This is a genomic window from Mesorhizobium sp. ZC-5 (assembly GCF_025753855.1).
Classification (GTDB): domain Bacteria; phylum Pseudomonadota; class Alphaproteobacteria; order Rhizobiales; family Rhizobiaceae; genus Neomesorhizobium.
Map to the genome: position 1 here is coordinate 180,401 of NZ_JAOWPT010000006.1, position 26,417 is coordinate 206,817.

27 protein-coding genes and 1 pseudogene are annotated in these 26,417 nt (G+C 63.0%); 13 read left to right on the forward strand and 15 right to left on the reverse strand.

Annotation, left to right across the window (positions count from 1 at the left end):
- Positions 1 to 332: 332 nt before the first annotated feature.
- On the reverse strand, positions 333 to 1,775 hold the full coding sequence (locus OHD58_RS18305; protein WP_263804940.1) for an MFS transporter: 1,443 nt from the start codon (positions 1,773 to 1,775) through the stop codon (positions 333 to 335).
- 152 nt (positions 1,776 to 1,927) lie between these two features.
- Between OHD58_RS18305 and OHD58_RS18310 the strand changes: the two genes are divergently transcribed.
- Complete coding sequence (locus OHD58_RS18310; protein ID WP_263804852.1) at positions 1,928 to 2,830, forward strand: LysR family transcriptional regulator; 903 nt, start codon at positions 1,928 to 1,930, stop codon at positions 2,828 to 2,830.
- A 96-nt stretch (positions 2,831 to 2,926) separates the two neighbouring features.
- Here the strand turns inward: OHD58_RS18310 and OHD58_RS18315 are convergent, their stop codons facing one another.
- Positions 2,927 to 3,826 (reverse strand): LysR substrate-binding domain-containing protein, encoded by a 900-nt coding sequence (locus OHD58_RS18315; protein WP_263804853.1) that lies wholly within the window; start codon positions 3,824 to 3,826, stop codon positions 2,927 to 2,929.
- 92 nt (positions 3,827 to 3,918) lie between these two features.
- Between OHD58_RS18315 and OHD58_RS18320 the strand changes: the two genes are divergently transcribed.
- Positions 3,919 to 4,119 carry a hypothetical protein gene (locus OHD58_RS18320; RefSeq protein ID WP_263804854.1) on the forward strand — a complete coding sequence of 67 codons (201 nt, stop codon included), beginning with the start codon at positions 3,919 to 3,921 and terminating at the stop codon, positions 4,117 to 4,119.
- A gap of 5 nt (positions 4,120 to 4,124) precedes the next feature.
- Here OHD58_RS18320 and hemF read toward each other — a convergent pair whose 3' ends face one another.
- Entirely contained in the window at positions 4,125 to 5,039 is a 915-nt protein-coding gene (hemF, locus tag OHD58_RS18325) for an oxygen-dependent coproporphyrinogen oxidase (RefSeq protein ID WP_263804855.1), read from the reverse strand.
- 114 nt (positions 5,040 to 5,153) lie between these two features.
- Between hemF and OHD58_RS18330 the strand changes: the two genes are divergently transcribed.
- On the forward strand, positions 5,154 to 5,411 hold the full coding sequence (locus OHD58_RS18330) for a hypothetical protein (RefSeq protein WP_263804856.1): 258 nt from the start codon (positions 5,154 to 5,156) through the stop codon (positions 5,409 to 5,411).
- Positions 5,412 to 5,425: 14 nt separating this feature from the next.
- Here the strand turns inward: OHD58_RS18330 and OHD58_RS18335 are convergent, their stop codons facing one another.
- Both OHD58_RS18335 and OHD58_RS18340 read right to left on the reverse strand, forming a co-directional pair.
- Complete coding sequence (locus tag OHD58_RS18335; protein WP_263804857.1) at positions 5,426 to 5,836, reverse strand: hypothetical protein; 411 nt, start codon at positions 5,834 to 5,836, stop codon at positions 5,426 to 5,428.
- A gap of 367 nt (positions 5,837 to 6,203) precedes the next feature.
- Positions 6,204 to 6,668, reverse strand: a complete 465-nt coding sequence (locus OHD58_RS18340) for a tRNA (cytidine(34)-2'-O)-methyltransferase (protein ID WP_412177239.1) — start codon at positions 6,666 to 6,668, stop codon at positions 6,204 to 6,206.
- 422 nt (positions 6,669 to 7,090) lie between these two features.
- Between OHD58_RS18340 and OHD58_RS18345 the strand changes: the two genes are divergently transcribed.
- From OHD58_RS18345 to OHD58_RS18355, 3 genes are all read left to right on the forward strand, one after another.
- Positions 7,091 to 7,489, forward strand: a complete 399-nt coding sequence (locus OHD58_RS18345; protein WP_263804858.1) for a hypothetical protein — start codon at positions 7,091 to 7,093, stop codon at positions 7,487 to 7,489.
- Between the two features lie 38 nt (positions 7,490 to 7,527).
- Entirely contained in the window at positions 7,528 to 9,390 is a 1,863-nt protein-coding gene (locus OHD58_RS18350; RefSeq protein WP_263804859.1) for an ABC transporter ATP-binding protein, read from the forward strand.
- A gap of 201 nt (positions 9,391 to 9,591) precedes the next feature.
- Positions 9,592 to 11,460: an ABC transporter ATP-binding protein gene (locus OHD58_RS18355; RefSeq protein WP_263804860.1), complete on the forward strand. Its 1,869-nt coding sequence runs from the start codon at positions 9,592 to 9,594 to the stop codon at positions 11,458 to 11,460.
- A gap of 6 nt (positions 11,461 to 11,466) precedes the next feature.
- On the opposite strand, the gene OHD58_RS18360 is transcribed toward OHD58_RS18355, so the two are convergent.
- Positions 11,467 to 11,811 carry a cupin domain-containing protein gene (locus OHD58_RS18360; RefSeq protein ID WP_263804861.1) on the reverse strand — a complete coding sequence of 115 codons (345 nt, stop codon included), beginning with the start codon at positions 11,809 to 11,811 and terminating at the stop codon, positions 11,467 to 11,469.
- Positions 11,812 to 11,918: 107 nt separating this feature from the next.
- On the opposite strand from OHD58_RS18360, the gene OHD58_RS18365 reads away from it, so the two are divergent.
- From OHD58_RS18365 to OHD58_RS18390, 6 genes and pseudogenes are all read left to right on the forward strand, one after another.
- Positions 11,919 to 12,233 (forward strand): DUF6665 family protein, encoded by a 315-nt coding sequence (locus tag OHD58_RS18365; protein ID WP_263804862.1) that lies wholly within the window; start codon positions 11,919 to 11,921, stop codon positions 12,231 to 12,233.
- Between the two features lie 284 nt (positions 12,234 to 12,517).
- On the forward strand, positions 12,518 to 13,081 hold the full coding sequence (gene petA / locus OHD58_RS18370) for a ubiquinol-cytochrome c reductase iron-sulfur subunit (protein WP_263804863.1): 564 nt from the start codon (positions 12,518 to 12,520) through the stop codon (positions 13,079 to 13,081).
- Positions 13,082 to 13,102: 21 nt separating this feature from the next.
- The gene (locus OHD58_RS18375; RefSeq protein WP_263804864.1) at positions 13,103 to 14,404 is read left to right on the forward strand and encodes a cytochrome b; all 1,302 of its coding nucleotides are present in this window, start codon (positions 13,103 to 13,105) and stop codon (positions 14,402 to 14,404) included.
- Between the two features lie 31 nt (positions 14,405 to 14,435).
- A pseudogene (locus OHD58_RS18380) lies at positions 14,436 to 15,281 on the forward strand (cytochrome c1); the annotation flags it as partial.
- 543 nt (positions 15,282 to 15,824) lie between these two features.
- Complete coding sequence (locus tag OHD58_RS18385) at positions 15,825 to 16,370, forward strand: adenine phosphoribosyltransferase (RefSeq protein ID WP_263804865.1); 546 nt, start codon at positions 15,825 to 15,827, stop codon at positions 16,368 to 16,370.
- A gap of 98 nt (positions 16,371 to 16,468) precedes the next feature.
- Complete coding sequence (locus tag OHD58_RS18390) at positions 16,469 to 17,200, forward strand: hypothetical protein (protein ID WP_263804866.1); 732 nt, start codon at positions 16,469 to 16,471, stop codon at positions 17,198 to 17,200.
- Positions 17,201 to 17,286: 86 nt separating this feature from the next.
- Here the strand turns inward: OHD58_RS18390 and OHD58_RS18395 are convergent, their stop codons facing one another.
- The 9 genes from OHD58_RS18395 to OHD58_RS18435 all read right to left on the reverse strand — a co-directional run bounded on the left by OHD58_RS18395 (position 17,287) and on the right by OHD58_RS18435 (position 25,300).
- Positions 17,287 to 17,634 carry a DUF1428 domain-containing protein gene (locus OHD58_RS18395; protein ID WP_263804867.1) on the reverse strand — a complete coding sequence of 116 codons (348 nt, stop codon included), beginning with the start codon at positions 17,632 to 17,634 and terminating at the stop codon, positions 17,287 to 17,289.
- 81 nt (positions 17,635 to 17,715) lie between these two features.
- A complete protein-coding gene (locus OHD58_RS18400; protein WP_263804868.1) occupies positions 17,716 to 18,186 on the reverse strand; it encodes a MaoC family dehydratase in 471 nt (156 codons plus the stop codon).
- Positions 18,183 to 18,650 (reverse strand): MaoC family dehydratase, encoded by a 468-nt coding sequence (locus tag OHD58_RS18405; protein WP_263804869.1) that lies wholly within the window; start codon positions 18,648 to 18,650, stop codon positions 18,183 to 18,185. Before OHD58_RS18405 ends, OHD58_RS18400 begins: the two co-directional genes overlap by 4 nt.
- Before the next feature lie 115 nt (positions 18,651 to 18,765).
- On the reverse strand, positions 18,766 to 19,740 hold the full coding sequence (gene corA / locus OHD58_RS18410; protein ID WP_263804870.1) for a magnesium/cobalt transporter CorA: 975 nt from the start codon (positions 19,738 to 19,740) through the stop codon (positions 18,766 to 18,768).
- Positions 19,741 to 19,962: 222 nt separating this feature from the next.
- A complete protein-coding gene (ychF, locus tag OHD58_RS18415) occupies positions 19,963 to 21,066 on the reverse strand; it encodes a redox-regulated ATPase YchF (protein WP_263804871.1) in 1,104 nt (367 codons plus the stop codon).
- Between the two features lie 95 nt (positions 21,067 to 21,161).
- On the reverse strand, positions 21,162 to 21,890 hold the full coding sequence (gene pth, locus OHD58_RS18420; protein ID WP_263804872.1) for an aminoacyl-tRNA hydrolase: 729 nt from the start codon (positions 21,888 to 21,890) through the stop codon (positions 21,162 to 21,164).
- A gap of 27 nt (positions 21,891 to 21,917) precedes the next feature.
- Complete coding sequence (locus OHD58_RS18425) at positions 21,918 to 22,559, reverse strand: 50S ribosomal protein L25/general stress protein Ctc (RefSeq protein WP_263804873.1); 642 nt, start codon at positions 22,557 to 22,559, stop codon at positions 21,918 to 21,920.
- A 205-nt stretch (positions 22,560 to 22,764) separates the two neighbouring features.
- Entirely contained in the window at positions 22,765 to 23,403 is a 639-nt protein-coding gene (locus tag OHD58_RS18430) for a bleomycin resistance protein (RefSeq protein WP_263804874.1), read from the reverse strand.
- A gap of 121 nt (positions 23,404 to 23,524) precedes the next feature.
- Positions 23,525 to 25,300, reverse strand: a complete 1,776-nt coding sequence (locus OHD58_RS18435; protein WP_263804875.1) for a DEAD/DEAH box helicase — start codon at positions 25,298 to 25,300, stop codon at positions 23,525 to 23,527.
- Positions 25,301 to 25,602: 302 nt separating this feature from the next.
- Here OHD58_RS18435 and OHD58_RS18440 point away from each other — a divergent pair, with 302 nt between their 5' ends.
- Positions 25,603 to 26,415, forward strand: coding sequence for a chromate resistance protein ChrB domain-containing protein (locus OHD58_RS18440; protein ID WP_263804876.1), 813 nt, complete (start codon positions 25,603 to 25,605; stop codon positions 26,413 to 26,415).
- Positions 26,416 to 26,417 lie beyond the last annotated feature (2 nt).

A 26,417-nucleotide genomic window follows, 5' to 3' on the forward strand; every position in this document is an offset into this window, starting at 1 on the left:
AAGGGCCGTCCGGTCACGTCGTGTCACGGTTCCTCGAGGGAAGAAGAACCGCCGGCGTTTCCCGGCCCCGCAGTAGAAATAGACTTGTGATCTCAATGGGATATTAGACGAAAAAGAAATTTCCTTCGCCACTGGTTGCCTTATTCGGCGGTGATTTTTCACCATTGTGGCACGATGGCGGCACGACCTGCCGCTACGTTAAGCCGCACTCCCGCGGAAAGGCTTTTTCTTTCCGCTATCCCCGGTGCGGCGTGTCGTCCCAACCCGCCTGAGTTGAATCAGCCAAGCTTGGGGCAGTGGCGAGTTCTCATATCACCGATCGGCTTGCGGTGTCATGACCGGTCTTCCGGCAGCAGGATGCGTGCCATGTGTGCCCGGCTGGCAACCGCCACGACGAACGCACCAACGATCAGGGCAGTTGCAACCGCGAACGTGATCCGCATTCCCGTGGCGACGGCTTCGGGGGATGCCGTTGCGATGTCGCTTGTCCCGGCCGCGAACGCGAACACGGCGCCCATGACGGATGCGCCGGTGATGAGCCCGAGATTGCGCGATAGGTTGAGCATCCCGGACATGACGCCCCTCCGATCTGGGCGGATGTCCGTCATAACGGCGGTGTTGTTGGCAGCCTGGAACAGTTGGTAACCGGGAGTCAGGACAACGATCGCGACAATGTAGCCAACAATGCCGAATGCGGCCGGAATTACGGATAGAGCAAATGCACCTGCCGCCATCTGGATGAGCCCGATGGTGATTATGAGCGGCGCGCCCAGACGGTCGACAATACGGCCAGCCGCGACACCGCTCAGCGCAGAGATCATCGGACCGACCGACATGACCATACCAACAAGTGCCGCGTCGAGCCCGAGTGTGCGAGAGAGATAGAACGGCCCGACAACGAGCGTCGCCATCATGACCGTCGAGACGAGCGCGCTGGTGGCGAAGCCGGCGCCCAGTACTGCATCGCGGAACATTGCCAGATGGATCAAGGGCGACTTTGTTTTCGTCTGGGCAAACGCGAAGAGCCCGGCTCCCAACAAAGCAGCCGCCAACAGGATCAGGTTGAGCGGACCGAAATTCCCGCGCCCGATCGTCATGGCGAGCGCGTAGGCGGCGAGCGTCAGGGCAAGCAGCAGCGTGCCCTGAATGTCGAAGCCGGCTTGTTCGTCCGCTGGCTTTCGGCCGTCCGCGGGCAGGTGGCGATATACGAGATAAAAAGCCAGGAGACCCAGCGGCAGGTTGATGAGAAAGATCGCCCGCCAGCCGAAACCGGCGATCAGCAGACCGCCGAGCGATGGGCCGAGAGCGGTGCCGATCGCCGACATCGTTCCGAGCAGTCCCATCGCACTGCCGGTTCTTTCCTTGGCAACGATGTCGCCGACAAAGGCCATGGCAAGGGCCATCATGATAGCCGCACCAAGGCCCTGCACCGCACGGGCGGCAATCAACAGCCAGAGCGCTGGCGCAAGGCCGCTCAAGGACGAGGCCGCCGTAAACAGGGCGATTCCGGCAAGCAGCAGCCGCCTGCGGCCCGCAATGTCACCGAGCCGCCCAACACCGACGATCAGGGTGGTGATGGCCAGCAGATAGGCAAGGACGACCCATTGGACCTCCTGGAACGAGGCACCGAACGCCTGCGTCAGCGTCGGCAAACCGATATTGGCGATGCTGGTGCCCAGCGCGGACAGCAATATGGAAAGCGAAAGAGCGGCGAGTGCCCATAGGATCGGCCGTTCTGCGCCCTCTACTGGTGTATTGTCCTTTCCGGCAATGATCGATTTCACCACAACCTCCTTTCCAACGATCCCCAACACTGGGAACTGCCTGATATCTAATCTGTCGCCTGATATGGCGGAATACGCATCATTTGCATGTTATTCATGTGTTTGACGCTACATCGTTTGCCAATCCGTGTTATGGTCAGCGTATGGCGAGGCCCGATCTCAACCTGCTTGTCACCCTCGATGTGCTCCTCACCGAGGGTAGCGTGGCGCGCGCCGCCGAACGGTTGCGGCTGAGCCAATCCGCGATGAGCCGGGCGCTGGCACGATTGCGCGAGACAACCGGCGATCCGCTGTTGGTCCGGGCCGGGCGCGGTCTCGTTCCAACGCCGCGCGCGCTCGAACTGCGCGAGCGGGTCGGCCAACTCGTCGAGAACGCCGAAGCCATGCTGCGCCCTGCCGAGAGCCTCGATCTGAAGCGGCTCGTGCGAACATTCACACTCAGAAACAGGGACGGCTTTGTCGAGAATTTCGGACCGGATCTCGTGGCGCGCGTCGGCGGGATGGCGCCGGGGGTCCGCCTGCGCTTCGTGCAGAAGCCGGACAGGGACAGCGCGCCGCTTCGCGGCGGGGACGTCGATCTGGAAACCGGCGTGGTGGGAAAGACGACCGGCCCGGAGGTGCGTGCGCAGGCCCTGTTTCGCGACCGTTTCATCGGTGTCGTGCGGACGGGGCACGAACTCAGCCGCGGTGAGATGACGCCCACCCGTTACGCAGCCGGCCGGCATATCCTCGTTTCCCGCCGCGGACTCGACAGCGGACCGGTGGACGATGCCCTGGAGCCGTTGGGGCTGAAGCGGGAGATTGTGACGGTGGTTGCGGGCTTTTCGGAAGCACTTGCCATGGCGCGCGCCTCGGACCTGATCGCCAGCGTTCCCGAACGCTATACGGGAAACCTGCGCGATGGGATGTTCAGTTTCCCTCTGCCGGTTTCCCTGCCCGAGGTGACGGTTTCATTGCTCTGGCATCCGCGGCTGGACGCCGACCCCGCCCATCGCTGGCTGCGCGGGTGTGTTCGCGACATTTGCGCGAAGCAACTCGCCGATTGACCGGTGTCTTCCAGGCCAGCAGATTGTCGAGTGGCTGGAGGCGCTTTTCAGGACGCGTGTGCTGACCATCCGATAAAGCGGTCGATGCCGGCGGCTTTAGCGAGCCAGCCGTTCCTCGCTTGCCGCGATTTCGGCCTTCAGCCAATCGCGGAACTTCGAAATCTTCCTCGGCTCGCTTTGCGTTGCCGAGGTGATGAGGAAATAGCCGAAGCCGGAATGGAAGCGCTCGCGGAATGGCGCGACCACCAGCCCGGAAGCGAGCGCGTCGAAGGCGAGCGTCTGCCAGGCCAGCATGACGCCTTGCCCGGTGATCGCCGCATCGAGGCACAGCGCGGCGTCGGTAAAGCTGTCGCCGGCCGCCAGCATCGTTTCCGACAGCCCGAAAGGTTTCAGCCAGAGATCCCAGCTCAGGTTGGAATTGGCGTCGCGGACGATCGGCACGTTGGCGAGATCGGCCGGTTCCTTCAGCAGCAACGCAAGTTCGGGCGCGCAAACGGGGAACACCTCCTGCGGCAGCAGGAATTCCTTCTTGACCCTTGGCCAGTTGCCGGTGCCGACCCGGATTCCGAGATCGACATCGGAACGGTCGGGATCGATGAGTTCGGTCGAGGCGTCGATGCGCACCCGGATATCGGGATGCAGTTTCCTGAACCGGGCCAGACGCGGTACCAGCCATTTCGAGGCGAACACCGGTGCTACCGAGATCGTCAGCGTCGCCTCGGTCTGGCCGGACGCCAGTTCCACCGCCTTGTCGAGTTCGCGAAATCCCGCGGAAAGGCGGGCGAGCAGGGCGCTGCCCGAGCGGGTCGGCGCAAGGCCGCGTGGCGTCCGCTCGAAGATGGTCGCCCCGAGCTGCCGCTCGGCCTTGATGATCTGCTGGCTGACGGCGCCTGGCGACACGCCGAGTTCATCGGCGGTACGCTGCAGCGTGCCGAGCCGGCCGGCCGCTTCCAGCGCGCGCAGGCCGTTGAGATGCACCCGATTCAGGTTCTTCATATAGTTTTTCTATATCGTCGTCGCGGCAATCTCCATTGAAATGCGCGGGTTGGAGGGAACAAATAATGGCGGGAGATCGAAAGGCCGAAGCCATGTTTGAGAAAATCTCTATCAGACTGCTGGAGACAGCCCGCGCCGTCGCCACCCATATTGGCCCGCTGGCGGCCGACACCGAAGCGGCTTGCGAGCGCTGGCTGCGCGATCCGCTTTCCCATCCGGCCCTTGATGCGATGAACCTGTCCGAACTTGCCGACCTGCCGCCTTCAGCGCTCAGGTCGTACTGCCGGGAATAGCGTCGTCACACCCACTTCACTTCCGGCGGTAGGCTGGAAAGAATGGAATCGACGTTGCCGCCGGTCTTCAGGCCGAAAATCGTGCCGCGGTCGTAGAGCAGGTTGAACTCGACATAGCGCCCACGGCGGATGAGCTGCTCATCGCGTTCCGCATCGGTCCAGTTGCGGTTGAAATTGTCCTCGACCAGGTGCTTGTAAACCACTAGGAACGAGCGGCCGACATCCTGGGTGAAGCGGAAATCGGCGGCCCAGCCGCCGTTTTCTTCCGGCGAATGCAGCCAGTCGTAGAAGATGCCGCCGATGCCGCGCGCCTCGTTGCGGTGCGGCAGGAAGAAATATTCGTCGCACCAGGCCCTCAGACGGGCGTAGTCGGCGACCTTGGCGTTCTTGTCGCAGGCGAACTGCATCGCCTTGTGGAAGGCCTGCGTGTCGGGATCGTCCTGCGTGCGGCGGCGGTCGAGCACCGGCGTCAGGTCGGCACCGCCGCCGAACCACTGGCGCGAGGTCACCACCATGCGGGTGTTCATGTGCACCGCCGGCACATGCGGATTCCACGGATGCGCGATCAGCGAAATGCCCGAGGCCCAGAAGCGCGGATCCTCCTCGGCACCGGGCATCTGCTTGCGGAATTCGGGCGAGAATTCGCCAAACACAGTCGACGTGTGGACGCCGACCTTCTCGAAGACGCGGCCATGCAGCATCGACATGATGCCGCCGCCGCCCTTGCCTTCGTCGCGTTGCCACGGCGTCTTCTCGAAGCGTCCCGGCGACCACGAGGATTGCGGCCCGGTGACGCTGTCCTCGATCTTCTCGAAAGTGGCGCAGATCTTGTCGCGCAGTCCTTCGAACCAGGCCTTCGCCTTGGCTTTCTTCTCTTCGATGTCCACTGGCAAACCCGCCGGGATTTCGGGGCGATCCATGCGCCGTCTCCGGTTCTTCTGATTGGCGGCGGCCGAGGCCGCCGCGCACAAATGACTCGTCTTTTCCGGGCGCGATCCCTAATCTTTAAAACGCATGGGTCAAGGAGTTCTTTGTTGCGCACCCCGGCGAGACCACCACTTGCTGGTCTGAAGAAGCGGCTCGACGAGGCCCGCGCCGAACGCGCCCGGCTGCCGCGCGACGGTTTCTTGCGCGAGACTTTCGTCCTGCCACGCACCGATGCGCGACAAAAAGCCCGCGAATGGTTCGACCGCTGGCCGAAGCAGGCCTACTGGACCGAGATCGAGAGCTGGTTCGAGCGGCCTGGCGATGTCATCGAATTCACTATCCGCCGTCTGCCGACGGCAGATTGATCGCGATACCGCGGCTAATCCAGGTCGTGCCGTTTCGCGAAACGGACGCGGTAGGCGATTTCGCTCTTGGAGACACCGAGATCCCTGAGCACGGCATTCGGTGCGCGGCTGAGCTGGTCCATGGTCTGGCGAAGCCTGCGCCGTTCCGCGCGACGGCTCGACCAGCGCGCAAGCCAGCCGGCAACCGGAGAAAGCAGCCTTCCGGCGGAAAAGCGGCCGGGCGTCGCGCGACTGGACGGCGCGGCTGCATCGGTGCGCAAGACGGCGGATTTTGAATCGAGGGCATAACGTGCCCGATGCCTGTCACGCAGACCCTCGATCATGTCGGCGCCAGGCAAGGCGCCGTCGTCGGCGATCTGGCCGGCCACACGCGATGGCACGAAGTGCCGCTGCGGCATGGGACGTTTCATTTGGTGACGCGGCACGGGGTTTCTCCCTCTTTATTGTGCATGCTGATGACTTGGGACCCACCCACGCGACAATTGGGAATCCCGTCCCTCGAGCGGTAGACCGATCACCTCACGAGTTCGTGAAGTGGCATCACGAAACCGATCACAATCGCCTCCAGAGCGCTCTTCGCCGCCAAATGGCGCTGGTAGGCACTTCGATCTCGCGGTCCGGCTTCGTCTTCAGAAACCTCTTGATCTAAAGTTAACTTTAACTTGTAGTTAGGAGCCTTCGCCGCACTCCGAAGGAACTCCCATGCTGAAATTTACCCAGGTTGCCACGCAGATCCGGTTCGTCGATGGGCTGTTCCGCGTGCTCGCTGGGGCAGTTGGTCGTGCTCGCGGTTCAGTCGAACTGGCGAAGTGCCTCGCCGGCCACCATCGCCGCGGCAAGCGCCACGTTGAGGCTGCGGCCGCCGCCCCTCATCGGGATGACGAGGCGAGCGTCGGCCACGTCCTGGACGCTGTCCGGCACGCCGGCCGATTCGCGACCGAACAGCAGTATGTCGCCATCGGCGAAATCGAATTTCGTGTAGGGCAGGGCGGCTTTGGTCGAAAGCAGCACCAGCCGGCGGCCATCGCCACGCCGCCACTCCTCGAAGCGCGCGAAGTCGAGATGCCGGGCAAGCTGCGCCATTTCGAGGTAATCCATTCCGGCGCGCCTGAGGTTGCGGTCGGAGCTGTCGAAGCCGGCCGGCTCGATGATGTCGACGCCAATACCGAGACAGGCGGCCATGCGCAGGATGGTGCCGGTGTTGCCGGCAATGTCCGGCTGGTAGAGCGCGATGCGGATGCCTTTGGCCAATTTCATGCCTCGCTAAATTGTGGCTATCCGGCAACAGTCGTGCTGTCGGCGGAGAAAAATCATTCCGTTGCGGTAGCCTTCAGGGGCGAATGCGGTTATAGAGCCGGCATTGTCAACACGAACCGACGGAGGCAGGCATGGAACATATGTTTATCGCTCATCTCGCCTGCCGAACTGGCGGGCTTCCAGCCTGACGGCGGTTTCGGTTCGACGCTTTTCCTGACTTTCTCAAAGCTTCATCGCCTCGATTCCCGCCGGAATTTTTCCCGGTCTCCGAAGGAATCGTCCGATGTTTTCCAAACCGCCACGCGGGCTGAGAGCCCCGCCTAGAACTGCTTCCGATCCGCCGACCTCACCGCCGCGCCTGCCGGCGCGGTGCCAGGTTTCGGCCGCCATTGCCTATGCCTTCCAAATTCCAGGAGGTAATTATGTTTGACTATTTCCGCATTCCCGGCACCACCAGCGTCCACGAAATGAAGCTGGCTGCCTGGGCCCTGTTTGTCGGTGAACGAAGCCGCGGTCGCGTATCCGCCGACCGTGTGGCCCGTTCGCATCGCGGCATGCTGCCCGATGTCGACCCGGCTTTCGCCGTACCCGATCCGAACCACCGGCCGCTGATCCGACGGCTGATCGACTTCGTGCGATCGGCCGCCGGACCGGTCGAGGCGCTTGAAATCGCTCCTGCCGCGTCGTTGTCAGGATTCGGCGAACAGCCTGTCGGCAAAAACGCTTCGGTCACCTACATTGGCGGGATGGAATCGCGCCGCGCCGCGGAGCGTTCGCCGGCGCGCGAAGCATCCGACCTTGATCATCCGCGCGCCGCCTGAGGCGGCGCGTTTTCTGCCGACTATTTGAAAGATCGAAGATGTTCCGCTGGTTCGAAAAACGTCTCGACCCGTTTCCCCCGCAAGAGCCGGTTGAGCCGCCGAAGACGCTGATCGGCTTCTGCCTGCACTACACGAAGGGCGCGTGGCCTTACATCATCGTCTCGACGGTGCTGTCGGCAATGCTCGCCGTTATCGAAGTCTGGTTGTTCGGCTTCATGGGCAGCATCGTCGACTGGCTGTCCAATGCTAACCGCGAAACCTTCCTTCAGACCGAGGGCTGGAAGCTGGCCGGCATGGCTTGCGTCGTGCTCCTCGTGTCGCCTGTGCTCGACCTGGTCCGGCAGTTGCTCACCCAGCAGACGGTGATGGGCAATTATCCCATGCGCATCCGCTGGCAGGTGCACCGCTATCTGCTCAAGCAGTCGATGACCTTCTACCAGGACGAGTTCGCCGGACGCATCGCCACGAAGCTGATGCAGACGGCGCTCGCCGTGCGCGACATCATCATCAAGCTGTTCGAGGTTATGAACTATGTCAGCATCTATTTCATCAGCGTCCTGGTGCTGATGGGTTCCGCCGACTGGCGGCTGATGATGCCGATGCTGGTCTGGCTGGTCGGCTACGTCCTCTTGCTTCGCTATTTCATCCCGCGCCTTGGCAAGGTGGGACAGGAACAGGCCGACGCGCGTTCGACCATGACGGGCCGCATCGCCGACAGCTACTCCAACATCCAGACGGTAAAGCTGTTTTCGCACGCCAGACGCGAGGCCGCCTACGCGAGAGACGGAATGAGCGGCTTCATCGATACCGTTTATCGCTCGATGCGGCTGGTCACGGTCCTGTTCGTGCTTCTCGGCGTGCTGAATGCTGCGTTGCTGGTGGCTGTAAGCGCGCTCTCGATCTGGCTGTGGCTCGGCCAACTGGTTTCGATCGGCGCGGTCGCCGTGGTCATCGGCTTGGTACTCAGGATGTGGGGCATGTCGCATTGGGTCATGTGGGAGATGTCCGGCCTGTTCGAGAACATCGGCACGGTTCAGGATGGCATCGGCTCGATTTCATTGCCGAGGCTGGTCGAGGACAGGCCCGGCGCCAAGGATATTGTCGTCAACAGCGGGAACATCGAGTTCGAGGCCATCGGTTTCCATTACGGCAAGCGGAAGGGTGTTATCGAGGATTTGTCGCTGGTGGTTCGTCCGGGCGAAAAGGTTGGTCTGGTCGGGCGTTCGGGAGCGGGCAAGTCGACGCTCGTCAACCTGCTGCTGCGCTTCTACGACCTCGAAAGCGGCCGCATCCTGATCGACGGGCAGGACATCTCCAAGGTGACGCAGGACAGCCTGCGCGCAAAGATCGGCATGGTCACGCAGGATACGTCGCTGCTGCATCGTTCGGTGCGCGAGAACATCCTCTACGGCCGGCCGGACGCCACCGACGAGATGATGCTGGAGGCCGCGCGCCGTGCCGAAGCGATCGATTTCATCGCTGCCCTGTCCGATCCGAAGGGCCGCAGGGGTTTCGACGCGCATGTCGGCGAGCGGGGCGTCAAGCTTTCGGGCGGCCAGCGGCAGCGCATCGCGGTTGCCCGCGTCATGCTGAAGGACGCGCCGATCCTAATTCTCGACGAGGCCACTTCGGCGCTGGATTCGGAGGTCGAGGCGGCGATCCAGGAGAACCTCTACCGGCTGATGGAAGGCAAGACGGTGATCGCGATCGCGCACCGGCTGTCGACCATCGCGGCCATGGACCGGCTGGTCGTCATGGACAAGGGCCGCGTCATTGAGGAAGGCACGCACGATGCGCTGGTCGCCAAGGGCGGGCTCTATGCCCAGCTCTGGCAGCGGCAGTCAGGTGGCTTCCTGCCGCATGACGAGACGACGGATCTAGTCGAGCAGGCTGCTGAGTGAACCCGGGCAGGGTGGCGGCGTTACGAAAGGGTAACGGGAATTTCCGCGGCGATGCCCCTATATTCGGTGGAGATGCCGGATAGCGCTGCGGCGTTTCCGGCGCCTTCCGATTTGAAAAGAGCTAATCCGAACAAGGGCATGTACTCGGGCATTTGAGACGATGATTCAATCTCCTAACGTATTGAGTCAGGAAGGCGCGGCGTGAGCGAAGACGGCTTCCGCGATCGTATCTGGCGCTCCGTCGAGGGGGCCATCGATCCGTTCCACGATACGGATCGCGAAGTGCTGCCCGAGGATGCGTGGCGCTTCATCCTTTATTTCGCCAACCAGGCGAAAGGCGCCTTCTTCCTCTTGCTCGTCACCGGTGGTCTTGCCGGCGCCGTCGACGCGGCGATGTACTGGTCGGTCGGTTGGCTGATCGACCTGCTCGACAGGTCATCGCCGCAAACGCTTCTTGCCGATCATTGGCCGGCGCTCGTCGGCCTGCTGCTGCTCATCCTCGTGGTGCGTTCCGTCGTCATGATCGCCTCGGCCATCGTCGAACAGCAGGTGATCGTGCCCGGATTCTATTCGATGGTGCGCTGGCAGGCATTCCGGCGCGTCATCCAGCAGCCCTACGGCTTCTACCAGAATGATTTCGCCGGCCGCATCGCCACCAAGATCATGCAGGGCGGCGAGGCTGTCGGCGACTTCATCATCAACGTGTTGCAGACCATGTGGTCGTTCCTGACCTTCGTCATACTGGCGATCACCATCCTCGTCTCGCTCGACCCGCTGATGGGCGTCGTGGTGGCGCTGTGGTTCGCCGGCTACGCCGGCATCGTGTGGTTCCTGCTGCCCGAGATGCGGCGTGCCGGCCGCGAGACAGCCGACCAGCGCTCGATCTTCAACGGCCGCCTGGTCGACGCCTTCACCAACATAGTGGCGGTGAAACTGTTCGACAGCGGCCGCCGCGAGCATGCCTATATCCGGGACGGTCTGGAAGGTTTCCTCACCGCCGTCGTCCGGCTGACGCGGGCGGTGACGACGGTGCGCTCGTCGGTCGCCGTGCTCAACGGCGTCATGATGAGCACCATCGCGGCGATCGCCGTCCTCAACTGGACGAACGGCAGCATTTCGACCGGCGCCATTGCCGCGGCGCTGGGGCTGGTGTTCCGGCTCAACCAGATGTCGGGCTGGATGATGTTCAACATCAACGGGCTGGTTCGCAACTACGCCACCGTGCAGGACGCCACGCGCACGATCTCGGTGACGCCGGCAATCCGCGACGGCGAAGATGCCGTCACGCTGCCGCGTTCGGCCGGCGATATCCGTTTCGAGAACGTTTCCTTCCATTATGGCAAGGAAGGTGGCGTCATCGACGGCCTGAACCTGCACATCCGGCCCGGTGAGCGTGTCGCGCTGGTCGGGCCGTCGGGCGCCGGCAAGACGACCATCGTCAACCTCATGCTGCGCCTGTTCGATGTCGAGGAGGGGCGTATCCTGATCGACGGCCGCGATATCCGCGATCTTACGCAGGCTTCGCTGCGAGCCCAGTTCGGCGTCGTCAGCCAGGAAGCGATGCTGATGCATCGCTCGATCCGCGATAATATCGGCTATGGCCGCGAAGGCGCGTCCGAAGCGGAGATCGTCGATGCCGCGAAACGCGCGGCCGCCCACGACTTCATCGCCAATGTCGAGGATCCGCGCGGCCGCAAGGGCTATGAAGCGCAGGTCGGCGAGCGCGGGGTGAAGCTTTCGGGTGGCCAGCGGCAGCGCGTGGCGATTGCCCGCATGATGCTGAAGGACGCGCCGATCCTGATTCTCGACGAGGCGACCTCGGCGCTGGATTCGGAGGTCGAGGCGGCGATCCAGGAAAACCTCTACCGGCTGATGGAGGGCAAGACGGTGATCGCCATCGCGCACCGGCTTTCGACCATCGCGGCGCTCGACCGGCTGATCGTCATCGACCAGGGCCGCATCGTCGAGGAAGGCACGCACGACGCGCTGATCGAGCAAAACGGGCTTTACGCGCAGCTGTGGAAGCGCCAGTCCGGCGGTTTCCTGGCCGACCGCATCGCGGCGGAATAGTCGGCGCTACTCCAGCCAGTGGGTGTCGAATTTGCCGCTTTCGTGGATGTCGATGGTTTCCAGCGGTCCGGGGCCGAGATTGGTGAATTTGTGCGGCGTGTCCGGCGGCACCACCAGAATCTGGCCGGCCGTCGCGGTGATCTGCTGGTCGCCGGCGGTGAACAGCCCGGTACCCAACCGGATGATGAAGGTTTCCGCATAAGGATGCCGGTGCAGGCGCGGCCCGCCCCCCGGCTTGTCCAGCATGTTGAAGATCACACAGATGTTGGCGCCGTAAGCGCCGCCCTGCAACTCGCCGTTCCAGCCTTCGGGCGTTGCCGCCCATTCGTCGCGATTGATAACATGTGCCATGGCGCGGACTATATTTCCGACTGGAGCGCGCTGTCGAGGCTGCCGGCGAGGCCGGAGGCGAGCGGCCAGGATGCAGGAAATGGCCGCAAGCAACGAAGAGGATGAGCATGGCACTTCGCCCACCGGGGAATCTTTCCGCAAATTCGCTTGCCGAAACCGGCTTCGATGCACTCGGCTACGAGATACTGGCCGAGAAGGCGGCGGCGCTCGGCCGCGCCGGCGAACGCGCCGAGATTTGCCTGCGGCGACTCAAGCAACATGAGCACGGCGCCGAGGGCCGCACCGCGCTGGTCAGGGAGGCGGCCGAAGCGGTCTATGCCTGGTTCATCCAGCGCGAACTCTGCGGTCTTCGCCGGCATGACGACGTCATCCGGGAATACGCGATCCCGAAAGAGGTGCTGGTCAGGCTGGGGGCGAAGTAAAAGGCCGGCCTTGCAGCGCCTCGCTACTGAATGCGCCGGCGCTGTATCGATGGGGCGGCCTTGCGGTCTTTCCGGTTTCACCAGCCCGATTTCGCGACGCTTCGAGAGCGCCCGCGACAATCTGCCGTCATACACTTTGCAGTCTGGACAAGGCCGGGCTTCACGCATAAACCAACGCCGAATGCCGGGGGAGTCCGCCGGCCCTTTTGCCGTGCGCGACCGGGTTGGCAGCATTGAACGGAAAGCTCTTCCATCGGCGGAAAGAGGCGAAAGGATCAGGCCCCGTGAGCGCTAACGATACGATCGATCCCAACCGTCGCGATTTCTTGTATATCGCCACCGGGACGGCCGCCGCCGTCGGCGTCGCAGCGGCTGCTTGGCCCTTCATCGACCAGATGCGCCCCGATGCCTCGACACTCGCCGCCTCGTCGGTCGAGGTGGACGTCGCCTCGGTGACGGAAGGCATGTCGCTGACGGTCAAATGGCGCGGCAAGCCGGTGTTCATCCGCAACCGTACGCCGGCCGAGATCAAGGCGGCACAGGAAGTGCCGCTGGCCGAACTCAAGGATCCGGTTGCCCGCAACGCCAATCTGAAGAACGACGCCGAAGCGACCGACATCGACCGTTCGGCCGGCGAGGGCAAGGAAAACTGGCTGGTGATGGTGGGCGTCTGCACCCATCTCGGCTGCGTGCCGCTCGGCCAGCAGGGTGATTTCGGCGGCTGGTTCTGCCCGTGCCACGGTTCGCACTACGACACCGCCGGCCGTATTCGCAAAGGCCCGGCGCCCGAGAACCTGGCGGTTCCGGCGTTCCAGTTCATTTCCGACACCAAGATCCGGATCGGTTGAGGCAGGCAGAGGGACAATTCGATGAGCGGTGGACACTCGACCTACACACCCACGACCGGCCTTGGAAAATGGTTCGACGCGCGCATGCCCTTGCCGCGCCTCGTCCATGATTCATTCGTTTCCTACCCGGTGCCACGCAACCTGAACTACGCCTACACCTTTGGCGGTATCCTTGCGATCATGCTGGTCGCCCAGATACTGACTGGTGTCGTGCTCGCCATGCACTATGCGGCCGACACCACGCTCGCCTTCGGCTCGGTCGAGAAGATCATGCGCGACGTGAATTCCGGCTGGCTGTTGCGCTACCTGCATTCCAACGGCGCCTCGATGTTCTTCATCGCCGTCTACATCCATATCTTCCGCGGCCTCTATTACGGTTCCTACAAGGCGCCGCGCGAACTGCTCTGGATCCTCGGCTGCATCATCTACCTGCTGATGATGGCGACGGGCTTCATGGGCTACGTGCTGCCTTGGGGCCAGATGTCGGGCTGGGGCGCTACGGTCATCACCGGCTTCTTCACCGCCATTCCGCTGGTCGGCAACTGGATTCAGGAATTGCTGCTGGGCGGCTACTCGGTCGACAATCCGACGCTGAACCGCTTCTTCGCATTGCACTATCTGTTGCCATTCATGATCGCCGGCGTCGTCGTGCTGCACGTCTGGGCACTGCACGTCGTCGGCCAGACCAATCCAACCGGCATTGAGGTGAAATCTAAGACCGACACCGTGGCCTTCACGCCCTACGCGACCGTCAAGGACGCGTTCGCGATGATCCTGTTCCTCGCCTTCTTCGCCTATTTCGTCTTCTACATTCCGAACTATCTCGGTCATCCGGACAACTACACGCAGTTCGATTCGCTGAAGACGCCGGCCCATATCGTTCCGGAGTGGTACTTCCTGCCGTTCTACGCGATCCTGCGCGCCGTCACCTTCAACATCGGGCCGATCGATTCCAAGCTCGGCGGCGTGCTTGCAATGTTCGGCGCCATCGCGGTGCTGTTCGTGGTGCCGTGGCTCGATACGTCGAAGGTCAAGTCCGCCCGCTACCGGCCGTCCTACCGCATCTTCTACTGGCTATTCGCCGCCAACGCGATCTTCCTCGGCTGGCTCGGCTCCAAGCCGGCGGAAGGCTGGTACATCCCGGCCATGCAGATTTCGACCATCGTTTACTTCGGCTTTTTCCTGATCGTCATGCCATTGCTCGGCCTGATCGAGACCCCACGCAAAACACCGAATTCGATCACCGAGGCGGTGCTCGAAAAGAACCGCGGCGGTTCCGGCCATCCGGCAGGCGCCACGGCGTCACCGGAAACCAAAGGCTGAGACAGAAGAGAATCTTGGAAGGATTTTTCGCATGAAAAAGATTCTCGCCCGCCTCGTTGCCGCCGGTTTGTTCGCGGTTGCCGGCACCGGGATCGTATTTGCCCAGGAAGAGGGACACAGCGCCGCCGAGCCGACGCATTTCCCTATCCACAAGCCGAAGCAGGAAGACTGGTCATTCGCCGGTCCGTTCGGCAAATTCGACAAGGCACAGTTGCAGCGCGGCCTGAAGGTCTACAAGGAGGTCTGCTCGGCCTGCCATTCGATGGACCTGATACCGTTCCGTACGCTTGAAGCGCTTGGTTATTCCGAGGCGCAGGTGAAGGCGTTCGCCGCCGAATACACCGTGCAGGACGGACCCAACGCCGACGGCGAGATGTTCGAGCGTCCTGGCATCCCGTCGGATCATTTCCCGTCGCCGTTCCCCAACAAGGAAGCGGCTGCCGCAGCCAACAATGGCGCGCCGCCGCCTGACTTCTCGCTGATCGCCAAGGCGCGCGGCGTCGAGCGCGGCTTCCCGACCTTTGTTTTCGACATCTTCACGCAGTACGCCGAGGGCGGCCCTGACTATATCCACTCGCTGCTGACTGGCTATGACGAGCAGCCTCCAGCTGGCATGGAGATCGCCGAGGGCACGCACTACAACCCGTATTTCATCGCCGGGAAGTCACTGGCGATGGCGCCGCCGTTATCGGACGATCAGGTCACCTATGACGACGGTTCGCCGCAGACGGTCGACCAGTACGCTCGCGACGTCTCTGCCTTCCTGATGTGGGCGGCGGAGCCGCATCTCGAGACGCGCAAGCAAACGGGTCTCGGCGTCATGGTGTTCCTGCTGTTGTTTGCGGGGCTCGTCTATCTCACCAAGCGCAAGATCTGGCACGGCCTGCATGACGAGCCGGCGGCAGCGTTGGCCGCGCCGGTTCCTGCTGCAAAGCCCGTGACCCGCGCTGTCGTTCATGTGCCTGCTGTCGCGGTCACTCCCGCAGTCGCAGAGCCGGTTGCGGAACCGGTGGCTTTTGTCGGAACGGTTCCGGCGGTTGCCGAGAAGGGCCGCCCGGCGCGCATCGAACGTCCGTTCAACCCCGACGACCTCAAGCTGATCTCAGGCGTAGGCCCGAAGATCGAAGGCATCCTTCACGACCTCGGCATCTACACCTATGCGCAGGTTGCCGGCTGGACGAAGACCGAGCGAGCCTGGGTGGATAGCTACCTGAACTTCAAGGGCCGTATCGAGCGCGAGGACTGGGTCAAGCAGGCCAAGGCGCTGGCCAAGGGCGGCGTCGCCGAATATGTCCGCGTGTTCGGCAAGAAGCCGCGCTGATCGCCCGGTCGACCTGCAGAAACATTAAAGGGCGCTGAAAGGCGCCCTTTTCTTTTTGTCCTCGGCCCGTCAGAACTGAACGGCAACGGGAATCGATTCATGAAATCCTCGCTCGAAGACACGCTGCTTGCCGCCATCCGGACAATCCCGGATTATCCCAAGCCGGGCATCCTGTTTCGCGACATCACCACGCTGCTCGGCAATGCACGGGCCTTCCGGCGCGCCATCGACGAACTAGTGCATCCTTATGCCGGCCAGAAGATCGACAAGATCGCCGGTATCGAGGCGCGCGGTTTCATCCTGGGCGGCGCCATTGCGCACCAGCTTTCCGCCGGCTTCATCCCGATCCGCAAGAAAGGCAAGCTGCCGCACGACACTGTGCGTGTCGCCTACAGCCTGGAATACGGGCTGGACGAGATGGAAATGCACCGGGATGCGGTCTCGGGAGGCGAGAAGGTGATCCTGGTCGACGATCTGATCGCCACCGGCGGCACCGCAGAGGGTGCGGTGAAGCTGCTGCGCCAGATGGGTGCCGACATCGTCGCGGCATGCTTCATCATCGACCTGCCGGATCTCGGCGGCCGGAAAAAGCTCGAGGCGCTGGACGTCGACGTGCGCACCCTGATCGCCTTCGAAGGGCACTGAAGCAACCCGTCGCCCGGTTGCGGATACCGGGCCAGTGTTTGACCGCAAAGGCGCCGGACCTATAGTGGTTTGACGACTTCTTTCCGTCTGGGCGTCCCATGACCATCGAGCGGAATCTTTTCCGCGTTGTCGAATACCACGCCAATCCGGCGCGCCAGCTGATCGGTGCGGCCTGGATGTTCTGCGTCGGCGTGGTCTTCCTGCTGATCGGCCGCGTGGAACCGCGTTTCGCCTATTTCTTCGGCTGGCCGCTGCTCGCGGCCGCAGCCTGCTTCGCGGCCTATTTCGTCTGGCGTAAGTTTTTTCCCGGCTGGCCCGTCCTCATGCTCTTGCCAGAGGGAATCATCTACCGGGTCAGGGGTGTGCCGCAAGCCTTCATCCCATGGCAGGTGGTCCGGGGCGTCGACACGATCGCCTTCAGCGTCGGCCATGGAAAGCGCGAAGTCCGGGCCGAGGACGTCACCGTCGTATCGGTGCCCGAGGGCTTCTACCAGACGTATTTTCACGTCGGGTCGCTTCGCCGGGCGGCATCGGGTTGGGAGTGGTTCTTCCGCCCTATGGGAGACCTGGTCGGCATCGCCATCCACCATGAATGGTTCCTGCTCAGGCCCGACGAGGTGCGCACACCCATTGAAACGCGCTGGCTGGCTTTCCGCGATGAGGAGCCGGCGCTTCCGGATCCCGCCCTGGCCGGAAGCCGGTTCGGCCGGCAAGGCGGACACCTGGTGCTGGGCATCCGTATCCTCGCGTCCCGGCGGGACGCTGCGAAGATATTTGGACCGGTCTGCGTCGGTCTGCTCGTCTTGGCCTATCTGCTGGGTACCGCGTGAAGCGCAACCCGGCTGGCAGCGTACTCCACGTGCACCAACACATCGCGCGGGAGGAAATCCCCGACGCTGAACCGCTGGGCGAAAAGCTATTCGTTGACGATCTGCTCGAAACCACCCCAGAACATGCGCTTGCCGTCGAACGGCATTTCCATGTTGGCCGTGCTGGTGTCTTCACTCATCTTCTTGTTGGCTGCGTCCCGCGTCGCCCTGTCTGGATACTCGACCCAGCTGAAGACCGGCGTCTCGTCATCCTTGGCCTGGGTGGCTTTGTAGAAGTCGGTCAACACGCCCTTGGGAACGTCGTCGCCCCAGCACTCGACGAGGCGCGTGGCGCCGAGTTTCTTGAAATAGGCTCCCGCCTCCTGCGCGTGCTTGCGATAGGCTTCCTTGTTGGCGGTCGGCACGGCCGCGACAAAACCCTCGATGTAAGGCATGGCAGTTCTCCTCGCTGATTCCTATCCGTCCTAACATAGGGCGGCCAGACCAATGGCAAGGATGGTCACGCGGCGGGAGCGTCAGCCCACCTGCACCAGCACTGCGCTCTCGAACTCCAGCACCTTGTCGCCGGTCGAATCGAAAGCCTCGGCGCGAATGCTCAAGAGCCGCCAGCCGGGGCGCGAGGCGATCGGACGATGCGCGACACCGGTCCGGGTGAATGTGACCGTCTCGCCGGCATAGACCGGCTTTAGCCATTTCAGGTTCTTGAAGCCGGGCGAGGGGCCGAATACCGGTAGCGGGCCGGGGCCTGTCCAGCGCCTGCCCTCGGTCTCCATGCGGGTCGCCAGATTATACTTCATCCACGTCGCGGCGGTGTGCCAGCCCGATGCGCAAAGCCTGCCGAAGACGCTCTTCTTCGCCGCTTCCTCGTCGACGTGGAAAGGCTGCGGATCGTATTTTTTCGCGAAGGCCTTGATCGCTTCCGGTTCGAATTTGTGCGAGCCGAGCGTGATGCTGTGGCCGATGCCGAAGAATTCATCGAGGGTCATGCGGCACCTGCGGCCTGGCGGGTCAGGAACATGCCGGTGTTTTCGAGTTCCAGCACGGTTTCGCCGCGCTGGTTGGAAAACTCGCTCTTCACCGTGACGAAGCCGAGGCCGGGCTTCGACTTCGATTCCCGCTTGGCAAGAATCGTGCTCTTGCCGGTCAGCGTGTCTCCCGCCAGTACCGGCTTCTTCCAGCGCACATAATCGAGGCCCGGCGAACCTTGCGAGGTGGAATCGAGCAGAAACCCGTCGCACATCAATCGCATGAACATCGAGCAGGTGTGCCAGCCGGACGCCGAGAGGCCGCCCAGGATGCTTGCCTTGCCGGCCGCTTCGTCCATGTGCATCGGCTGTGCGTCGAATTCGCCGGCGAATTCGACGATCTCCTCGGCCGTGACGAGTTTCGAGCCGAGCGAAATCGAGCCGCCCACCTCGAAATCCTCAAACGCCCATGTCTTGCCGGCCATCGCGGAGAATCCTGTTCACGCTTGAACTACACCATGGCCGTCCGGGCCTGGTCCCGCAAGGCGACAAAAGGTCAGTTTGCCTGATCCAGGACGAAGCGAAGACAGCCCCGGTTCCTCAAAGCCAGCCGCGTCGCTTGAAATACAGGAACGGCAGGATCGCAGAGATCAGCATCAGTGCCAGCGCGAACGGATAGCCGAGCACCCATTTCAGCTCCGGCATGACGTCGAAATTCATGCCGTAGGCCGAGGCGACCAGGGTCGGCGGCAGGAACACCACCGCGGCCACCGAGAAGATCTTGATGATGCCGTTCTGCTCGATGTTGATCATGCCGAGCGTCGCGTCGAGCAGGAAGGTGATTTTCTGCGACAGGAACGTCACGTGATCGGTCAGCGACAGCACATCCCGCGCCAATGTCTTGACGCGGGCGCGGATGTCCTTGGAGGTCTTCTCGGTGCCGGTGGCATGGCCGAGGAAGCCGGAAAGCCGTTGCAGCGAGACGAGGCTTTCGCGCAGGCTGGAGGCGAGTTCCTCCTTGCGGCCGATCCGCTGAAGGATCTTCTTGAAGTCGCGGTCGCGCTTCGTCGCTTTTGTCTCGGACGATTGGAAGATGGCGTGGGAAATCTCGTCGATATCGCGTCCGGCACGCTCGATGATGTCGGCGAGGCGGTCGACGATGGCTTCGAGAAGGCTGATCAGGATGGTTTCGCCGCTGGTGCAACCGGTGGAAACCTTCTCGGCGCGCATCGGAAAGGTCTGGAAGGCACGCGGTTCGTGATACCGCACCGTTACCAGCCGGTTCCCGGCCAGCACGAAGGTCACCGGCGACATCACCGGGTCGTCCCCGTCGGTGTGCGCCGGCAGGGTGGCGGTCATGAAATAGGCGCCGTCCTCTATATAGAGCCGGCTCGATATCTCGATCTCTTCCATCTCCTCGCGCGTCGGAACGCCGACGCCGATCCAGTTCTCGACCGCAGCCTCCTCCTCCTTGGTGGGGACGAGCAGGTCGGCCCAGATAACCTGGTCTCGATGTTGCTGCAGGTCTTCGACGAAGCGCAGACGGTCCTTTTCCACGACGAAGGCTTTGATCATCGCCGGGTCTCCCTTGTTCGAGCAAGAGGCGCGTCATCGGGGACGCATGTTGCAGGAATATGACCGGCACGGACTATGGGCCGCAACCGGGCGTCCGAAGCGCTTAGACCCGCGAATGAGCAACGTCAAGCCGGGGCGAGGGCGCCGGCCTTGACCCAGCTGGACAGTGAAACGGCGGGCAGAAGCGGACCTGAAAGCGGATTCCGTCGCGCACCAAGCTTGTCAGGTGTTGAACTTGAACAGCATCACGTCGCCGTCCTGAACAACATATTCCTTGCCTTCGTCCCGCGCCTTGCCGGCTTCCTTTGCCGCCACTTCACCGCCCAACGTGACGAAGTCGTTGTATGCGATCGTCTGGGCGCGAATGAAGCCGCGCTCGAAGTCGGTATGGATGACGCCGGCGGCCTGCGGCGCCTTGGTGCCGCGCTCGATCGTCCAGGCGCGGGTTTCCTTGGGGCCGGCGGTGAAATAGGTGATGAGGTGCAGGAGCTCGTAGCCGGCACGGATCAGCTTGTCGAGGCCGGGCTCCTCGAGCCCCATTGAGGCGAGGAACTCGAGTTCCTCGTCGTCGGGCAACTGCGCCACTTCGGCTTCGATGGCGGCTGATATCACCACCGTGCCGGCGCCCTGAGCCTCGGCCATCTTCTCGACCGCCCTGGTGTGCTCGTTGCCGGTGGCGGCGTCGGCCTCGGCGACGTTGCAGACGTAGAGCACCGGATGCGAGGTCAAAAGGTTGAGACCCTGCAGGATGGCGAGGTCTTCCGCGGCAATGCCTTTCAGGAGCACGCGCGCCGGCTTGCCTTCCTGCAGCAGCGCCAGCGCTTTTTCCATCATCGGCAGGACGGTGGTGGCCTCCTTGTCCTTGCCGGAAGCACGCTTCCTGATCTGCACGATGCGGCGCTCGAGGCTTTCGAGGTCGGCAAGCATCAGCTCGGTTTCGACCGTCTCGGCGTCGGCGACGGGATCGATGCGACCCTCGACATGGGTGATATCGTCATCCTCGAAGCAGCGCAGCACATGCACGATGGCGTCGACCTCGCGTATGTTGGCAAGGAACTGGTTGCCCAGGCCTTCACCCTTGGAAGCGCCGCGCACCAGGCCCGCGATATCGACGAAGGAGATGCGGGTGGGGATTATTTCCTTCGATTTGGCTATCGCCGCGATCTTCTCGAGTCGCGGGTCAGGCACCGCTACCTCGCCGGTGTTCGGCTCGATGGTGCAGAACGGATAGTTGGCCGCCTGCGCGGCGGCGGTGCGCGTCAGTGCATTGAAAAGCGTCGACTTGCCAACGTTGGGCAGCCCAACGATGCCGCATTTGAAACCCATATTGTTTAAGTCCTATCGGAGAACGAGAATTTGCTCAGGGCTATGGGCGAAAGGGTCGATGATCGTCAAGCCTTTCCACATATCCAGCGTTCCGTTCAATCCTTGCCGAGCAACTTCTTCAGCATTGCGGCCATTGGGCCGGTTTCCGGCACTTTGGCCGCGGTCTGCTGTGGCCGTGCCTGGCGGATATGGCTCTGCTGTTTGGCAGCCTTGGGGGCTTTCGGCGGCGGACGGTCGTCCTCGCCGGTCGGCTGCAATTTTTCACGCAAGGTCAGCGTGATCTTGTTCATGAAGCCGTTTTCGTCGCCCTTGGCGACCATGCCGGCATTGTCGGCGATGCTGTCCAGGAGCACGTCCAACCATTCGCGGTCCGCCTTGGCGAAATCGCCAAGCACATGGCCGTGCACCATGTCCCGGCCCGGGTGGCCGACACCGATGCGCACGCGGCGATAATCCTTGCCGAGATGCTGATCCAGCGAGCGGATACCGTTGTGACCAGCGGCGCCGCCACCGGTCTTGACCCTGACCTTGCCGGCGGGAAGTTCGATCTCGTCGTAGAAGACGGTCACGTCGGACGGTTCGAGCTTGTAGAAGCGCAGCGCTTCGCCGACCGATTGGCCGGACAGGTTCATGAAGGTCTGCGGCTTGATGATGATGGTCTTTTCGCCGCCGATTGTTCCTTCGGCGATCAGGCCCTGGAATTTCTTCGACCAGGGCGAAAAATCATGGCGGCGGGCGATTGCATCCGCCGCCATGAAGCCGACATTGTGCCGGTTATTGGCATATTTCGTGCCCGGATTGCCGAGACCTGCGAAAAGCAGCATTGGGCAACACTCCAGGCGGACCGGGGATTACTCCTCGGTCTTTTCCTCTTCCTCGGTCTCCTCGGCAGCCTCGGTCGTCTCCTCGACTTCCGGCTTCATCGCCGAAGAGCCGGCGATCGTCGCGATGGTGAAGTCGCGGTCCGAAATCACCGGCTTCACGCCGGCCGGCAGCTTAACCGCCGAGATGTGGATCGAGTCGCCGATATCCGTCCCGGTGAGGTCGACCGTGATGAATTCCGGGATCGCATTGGCCGGGCAGTGGAACTCGACCTCGTGGCGAACGATGTTGAGAACGCCGCCGCGCTTGAGGCCGGGCGACTTTTCCTCATTGGCGAAGTGCACCGGCACGTCGACATTGACCTCGGTGTCCTTGCCGACACGCAGGAAGTCGACATGCATCGGGACGTCCTTGACCGGGTCAAGCTGGTAGTCCTTCGGCAGGACCTGGACCTTCTTGCCGCCGACGTCGATCGTCGCGATGGTGGTCAGAAAACCGCCGCCGTGGATCTTGTAGTAGATGTCCTTGTAGGACAGGGCGATTGCCAGGGGAGGCTGTTTGTCGCCATAGATGACTGCAGGCACTTTACCGTTGCGGCGAACTTCACGGGCGGACCCCTTACCGACCTGTTCGCGCGCTTCGGCCTTGAGCTCGTACGTATCGTGGCTCATGGCATTTCCTTTCGCGTTGTCTGGAGCATTTCCGTTACCGCCGGAGCGGGTGCCGAAAATGTCGAAAGCCGCGAATTTCGCGGCCCTCATCCGCGTTGCCTCCAAGGGTGTCTACGCGGGTGGCGGCTCTATAGCGGAAGCAGGGGCCAAGCGCAAGATTGGCCGGCAGCGCACGTTGGGCAGCGAAAACGCGGCCCGCGCCGGCCTAAGTGTTTTCGCCGGCAAAGGCGATCAGATTGCCGTCCGGGTCGGCGACGATAAACGTACGCGCTCCCCAGGGCTCCGTGCGCAAGGCCTGATGGAAGGTGATGCCGCGCTCCTGATACTCCAGGAACAGCGCCTTGATCTCCTCGACAATGATGGTCGTGGACAGCAAATCGTCCTTGGCCCGCAATTCCGCGTCGAACACCGGCCGGTCGACGTGGCGAAGGTTCAGTCTTGCGCCATCGCGCCTGACCTGTGCGTAGAAGGGTGGCTCGCCATAGATGAAGCCAACCTCAAAGCCGAGCTTTTCCGCATAGAAGACGCAGGATGCCTCGATGTCCGAGACGAAAAGCTGTGGCTCGGCGAGCGCGAGCAGCGGTTTGGAAACTGTTCTGTCGGTTTGTTCGGTCATGGTCCGCAGGTCCTTCTTCAGCGCCTGCCAGCTTTCGAAACCCGCCTTTCTCGCGACAAGCTCCTGAGCATCGCTCAGTTTGAAGCTCGCCTCCAGCACCTGTCCATCGGTCAGGTGGCCGTAGCGCGGCAACAACTGCCTGATGGCGGCCGCGACCGGGTAATACCGTTCGCGATGCCATCGCAGATGGAGCTTGGCTTGCTTCTTCAGGTGTTCGAGGGTCGGCATGGGCGCATTTGGGTTGACGTAACGCAGGTGGGCAATGCCCCTCCGGCCAAAGCCGATGCGCCCTGCGGAAGCATCGTCAGCCTAGCGCCGCCGACGACCGGTGGTCAAGCAGCCGCTTCGCTTACGGGCGCTTGCCCTTCTTCCAGCGCGGCTTGGTCTTTATCTTCTTCGCTCCGTCGCCAGGTGCTTCAGCCGGCCTTGCCGCCTTGGGCTTGAATTTGCCCTTCTTGGCGGCATTCCAACCGGTGCGGGCCGGTTCGTCGGCGGGCGGTGCTCCATCGACCCGCGTGATAGCGACGCCCTTTTCGATCACGCCGCCCTTTCTGATCGCCGCCGCGAAGGCCTCCGCCTTCTCGGTGATGATCTCGACCAGCGATTCAGCTTCGAGGATCTTGATGGCGCCGACCTCGCGCTTGGTGATGTGCCCGGCCTTGCAGATCATCGGCAACAGCCAGCGCGGTTCGGCGCGGTGCTTGCGGCCGACCGAGACGCGGAACCAGACGCCGTTTTCGAAACGCTCCGACGGCCGTTCGTCGCGTTCGAAATTGCCGGGATTGCGGTCGCGCGGGGTGAACGCCTGCAACGGCGTGTCGGCCAGTTCTTCCGGCGCGGGACGCAATGCCATTTGCTGGCGCAGATAGGCCGCGGCGATCTGCTCTGGACCATGCGCCGCCATCAGTTCGCGCACGAAGGCCAGTTCTTCCTCATTCGGCGCTTCCGACAATGCCGGGTCTTCGAGGATGCGCTGCCGGTTGCGTGCCTCGATGTCGGCGCTGGTCGGCGCCGCTATGGTGGTTGCCTCGAGCTTGGCCAGCTTCAGCACGCGCGCCGCGGCGCCCCGCCTGTGATGCGGCACGATCAGCGCGCAGGTGCCCTTGCGACCGGCGCGGCCAGTACGGCCGCTGCGGTGTAGCAGCGTATCCGGGTTGGTCGGCATGTCGGCATGGATGACGAGGTCGAGATTGGGCAGGTCGATGCCGCGCGCCGCGACGTCGGTCGCCACGCACACCCGCGCCCGCCCATCGCGCATCGATTGCAGCGCGTTGGTGCGTTCGGCCTGGCTCAATTCGCCCGACAGCGCCACGACGGCGAAGCCGCGGTTGGCCAACCGGCTCGCCAGGTGCTTCACCGCCTCGCGCGTGTGGCAGAAAACGATGGTGTTCTGCGCGTCGACATAGAGCAGCGTGTTGATGATGGCGTTCTCGCGGTCCGGCGGCGCCACCAGCACCAACTGGTATTCGATGTCGCCATGTTGCTCACCCTCGCTGGTCGCGGTGATGCGCACGGCGTCGCGCTGGAAGCGTTTTGCCAACTGGGCGATCGGTTTCGGCACGGTGGCCGAAAACATCAGCGTGCGCCGTTCGGCGGGGGCGGCGGCCAGGATGAACTCCAGATCCTCGCGAAAGCCGAGATCGAGCATCTCGTCGGCCTCGTCCAGCACCACGGCGCGCAGTTCCGAAATATCGAGCGAGCCGCGCGTGATGTGGTCGCGCAGCCGGCCCGGCGTGCCGACGACGATGTGGGCGCCCTGTTCGAGCGCCCGGCGCTCCTTGCGCATGTCCATGCCGCCGACACAGGAGCCGATGCGCGCGCCGGCGCCCGCGTAGAGCCATTCCAGTTCGCGCCGCACCTGCAGCGCCAGTTCGCGCGTCGGTGCGATCACCAGCGCCAGCGGCAGGCCGGCGGCGCCGAGATCTGCCTCGCCACGCAGCAATGTCGGCGCGATCGCGATGCCGAACGCAACGGTCTTGCCGGAGCCGGTCTGAGCGGAAACGAGCAGGTCGGCGCCGTCGGCATTCGCCGTCAGCATCGCCTGCTGGACCGGCGTCAGCGTCTCGTAACCACGGGCGGCCAATGCGGCGGCGAGCGCCGGCGCCATTTTTTCGAAGTCGTTCATCGTTCGGCTTTCAACGGGAGAATGAGCCGGCAATGCGGCATTTGCCGCGCCAGCCCTCATTCGGGCCATCCCTAAAGCGCAAAAGCCGAGGCGGCAAGCCGCGACCGCGAATAGCTGCCCTGCCGATTTGCCTCAAGCCAGAGCCGTTTCCATCACCGGGCATCCTTCGCCGCTGGTTTTCCAGCGATTTCCGTTGATCGCCTCAGGCGAACTGCCTATGATGTTTTCGTCGGGGGCATGGTGGACTCCCCGTGAGGCTTTGCCCAAGTTCCGCCTTCGCGAAATGTATGCGGAGGAAAACCATGCCTCGAAGACTTTTGCCCGAACAACTCATTCCGCTTGTCGGCACCAGCCGATGCCCGCTGCTCGTCGATGTGCGACGGGCGGCAGCTCTCTCGTCGTCGCCGGTTCGCATCGCGGGCGCGATCTGGCGCGACCATATGAAGACGGTCGAGTGGCTGCCGCAGTTGCCGGAAGGCCAGCCGGTGGTCGTCTATTGCACCCATGGCCACAATGTCAGCGAAATCGCCGCGTCGTATCTCGCCGCGGCAGGCTGCGATGTCGCGATGCTCGACGGCGGCATCGAAGCCTGGGTGGCCGCTGGAGGGCCGACGGTCATCTGCGAGGCGTCTGGCCTTGAAACAGGTCTCCCGAGACCCAGTGTCTGGGTGACGCGGGAACGGCCGAAGATCGACCGGATCGCCTGTCCGTGGCTCATCCGCCGTTTTATCGATCCGCTAGCGGTATTCCATTTCGTCGCCGCCGAATGGGTGAAGGACATTGCCGACGAAACCGGCTGGATCGCTTACGATATCAAGGATGTGTTCTATTCGCATCGCGGCGAGACCTGCACGTTCGATACGCTGATTTCGGAGTTCGGTCTCACCGATCCCGCGCTTTTGCATCTGGCCAACATCGTCCGCGGCGCTGACACGGCACGTTTGGATCTCGAGCCGCAGGCGGCGGGGCTGCTTGCCATCTCGCTCGGGCTTTCGGCAATCGAGGAGGATGATCCGACGCAATTGGAAAAGGGCATGGTCATCTACGATGCGCTTTACGGTTGGTGCCGGTATGCCACTGCGGAAACGCACAACTGGCCGGCCAGGGCGGCATGACG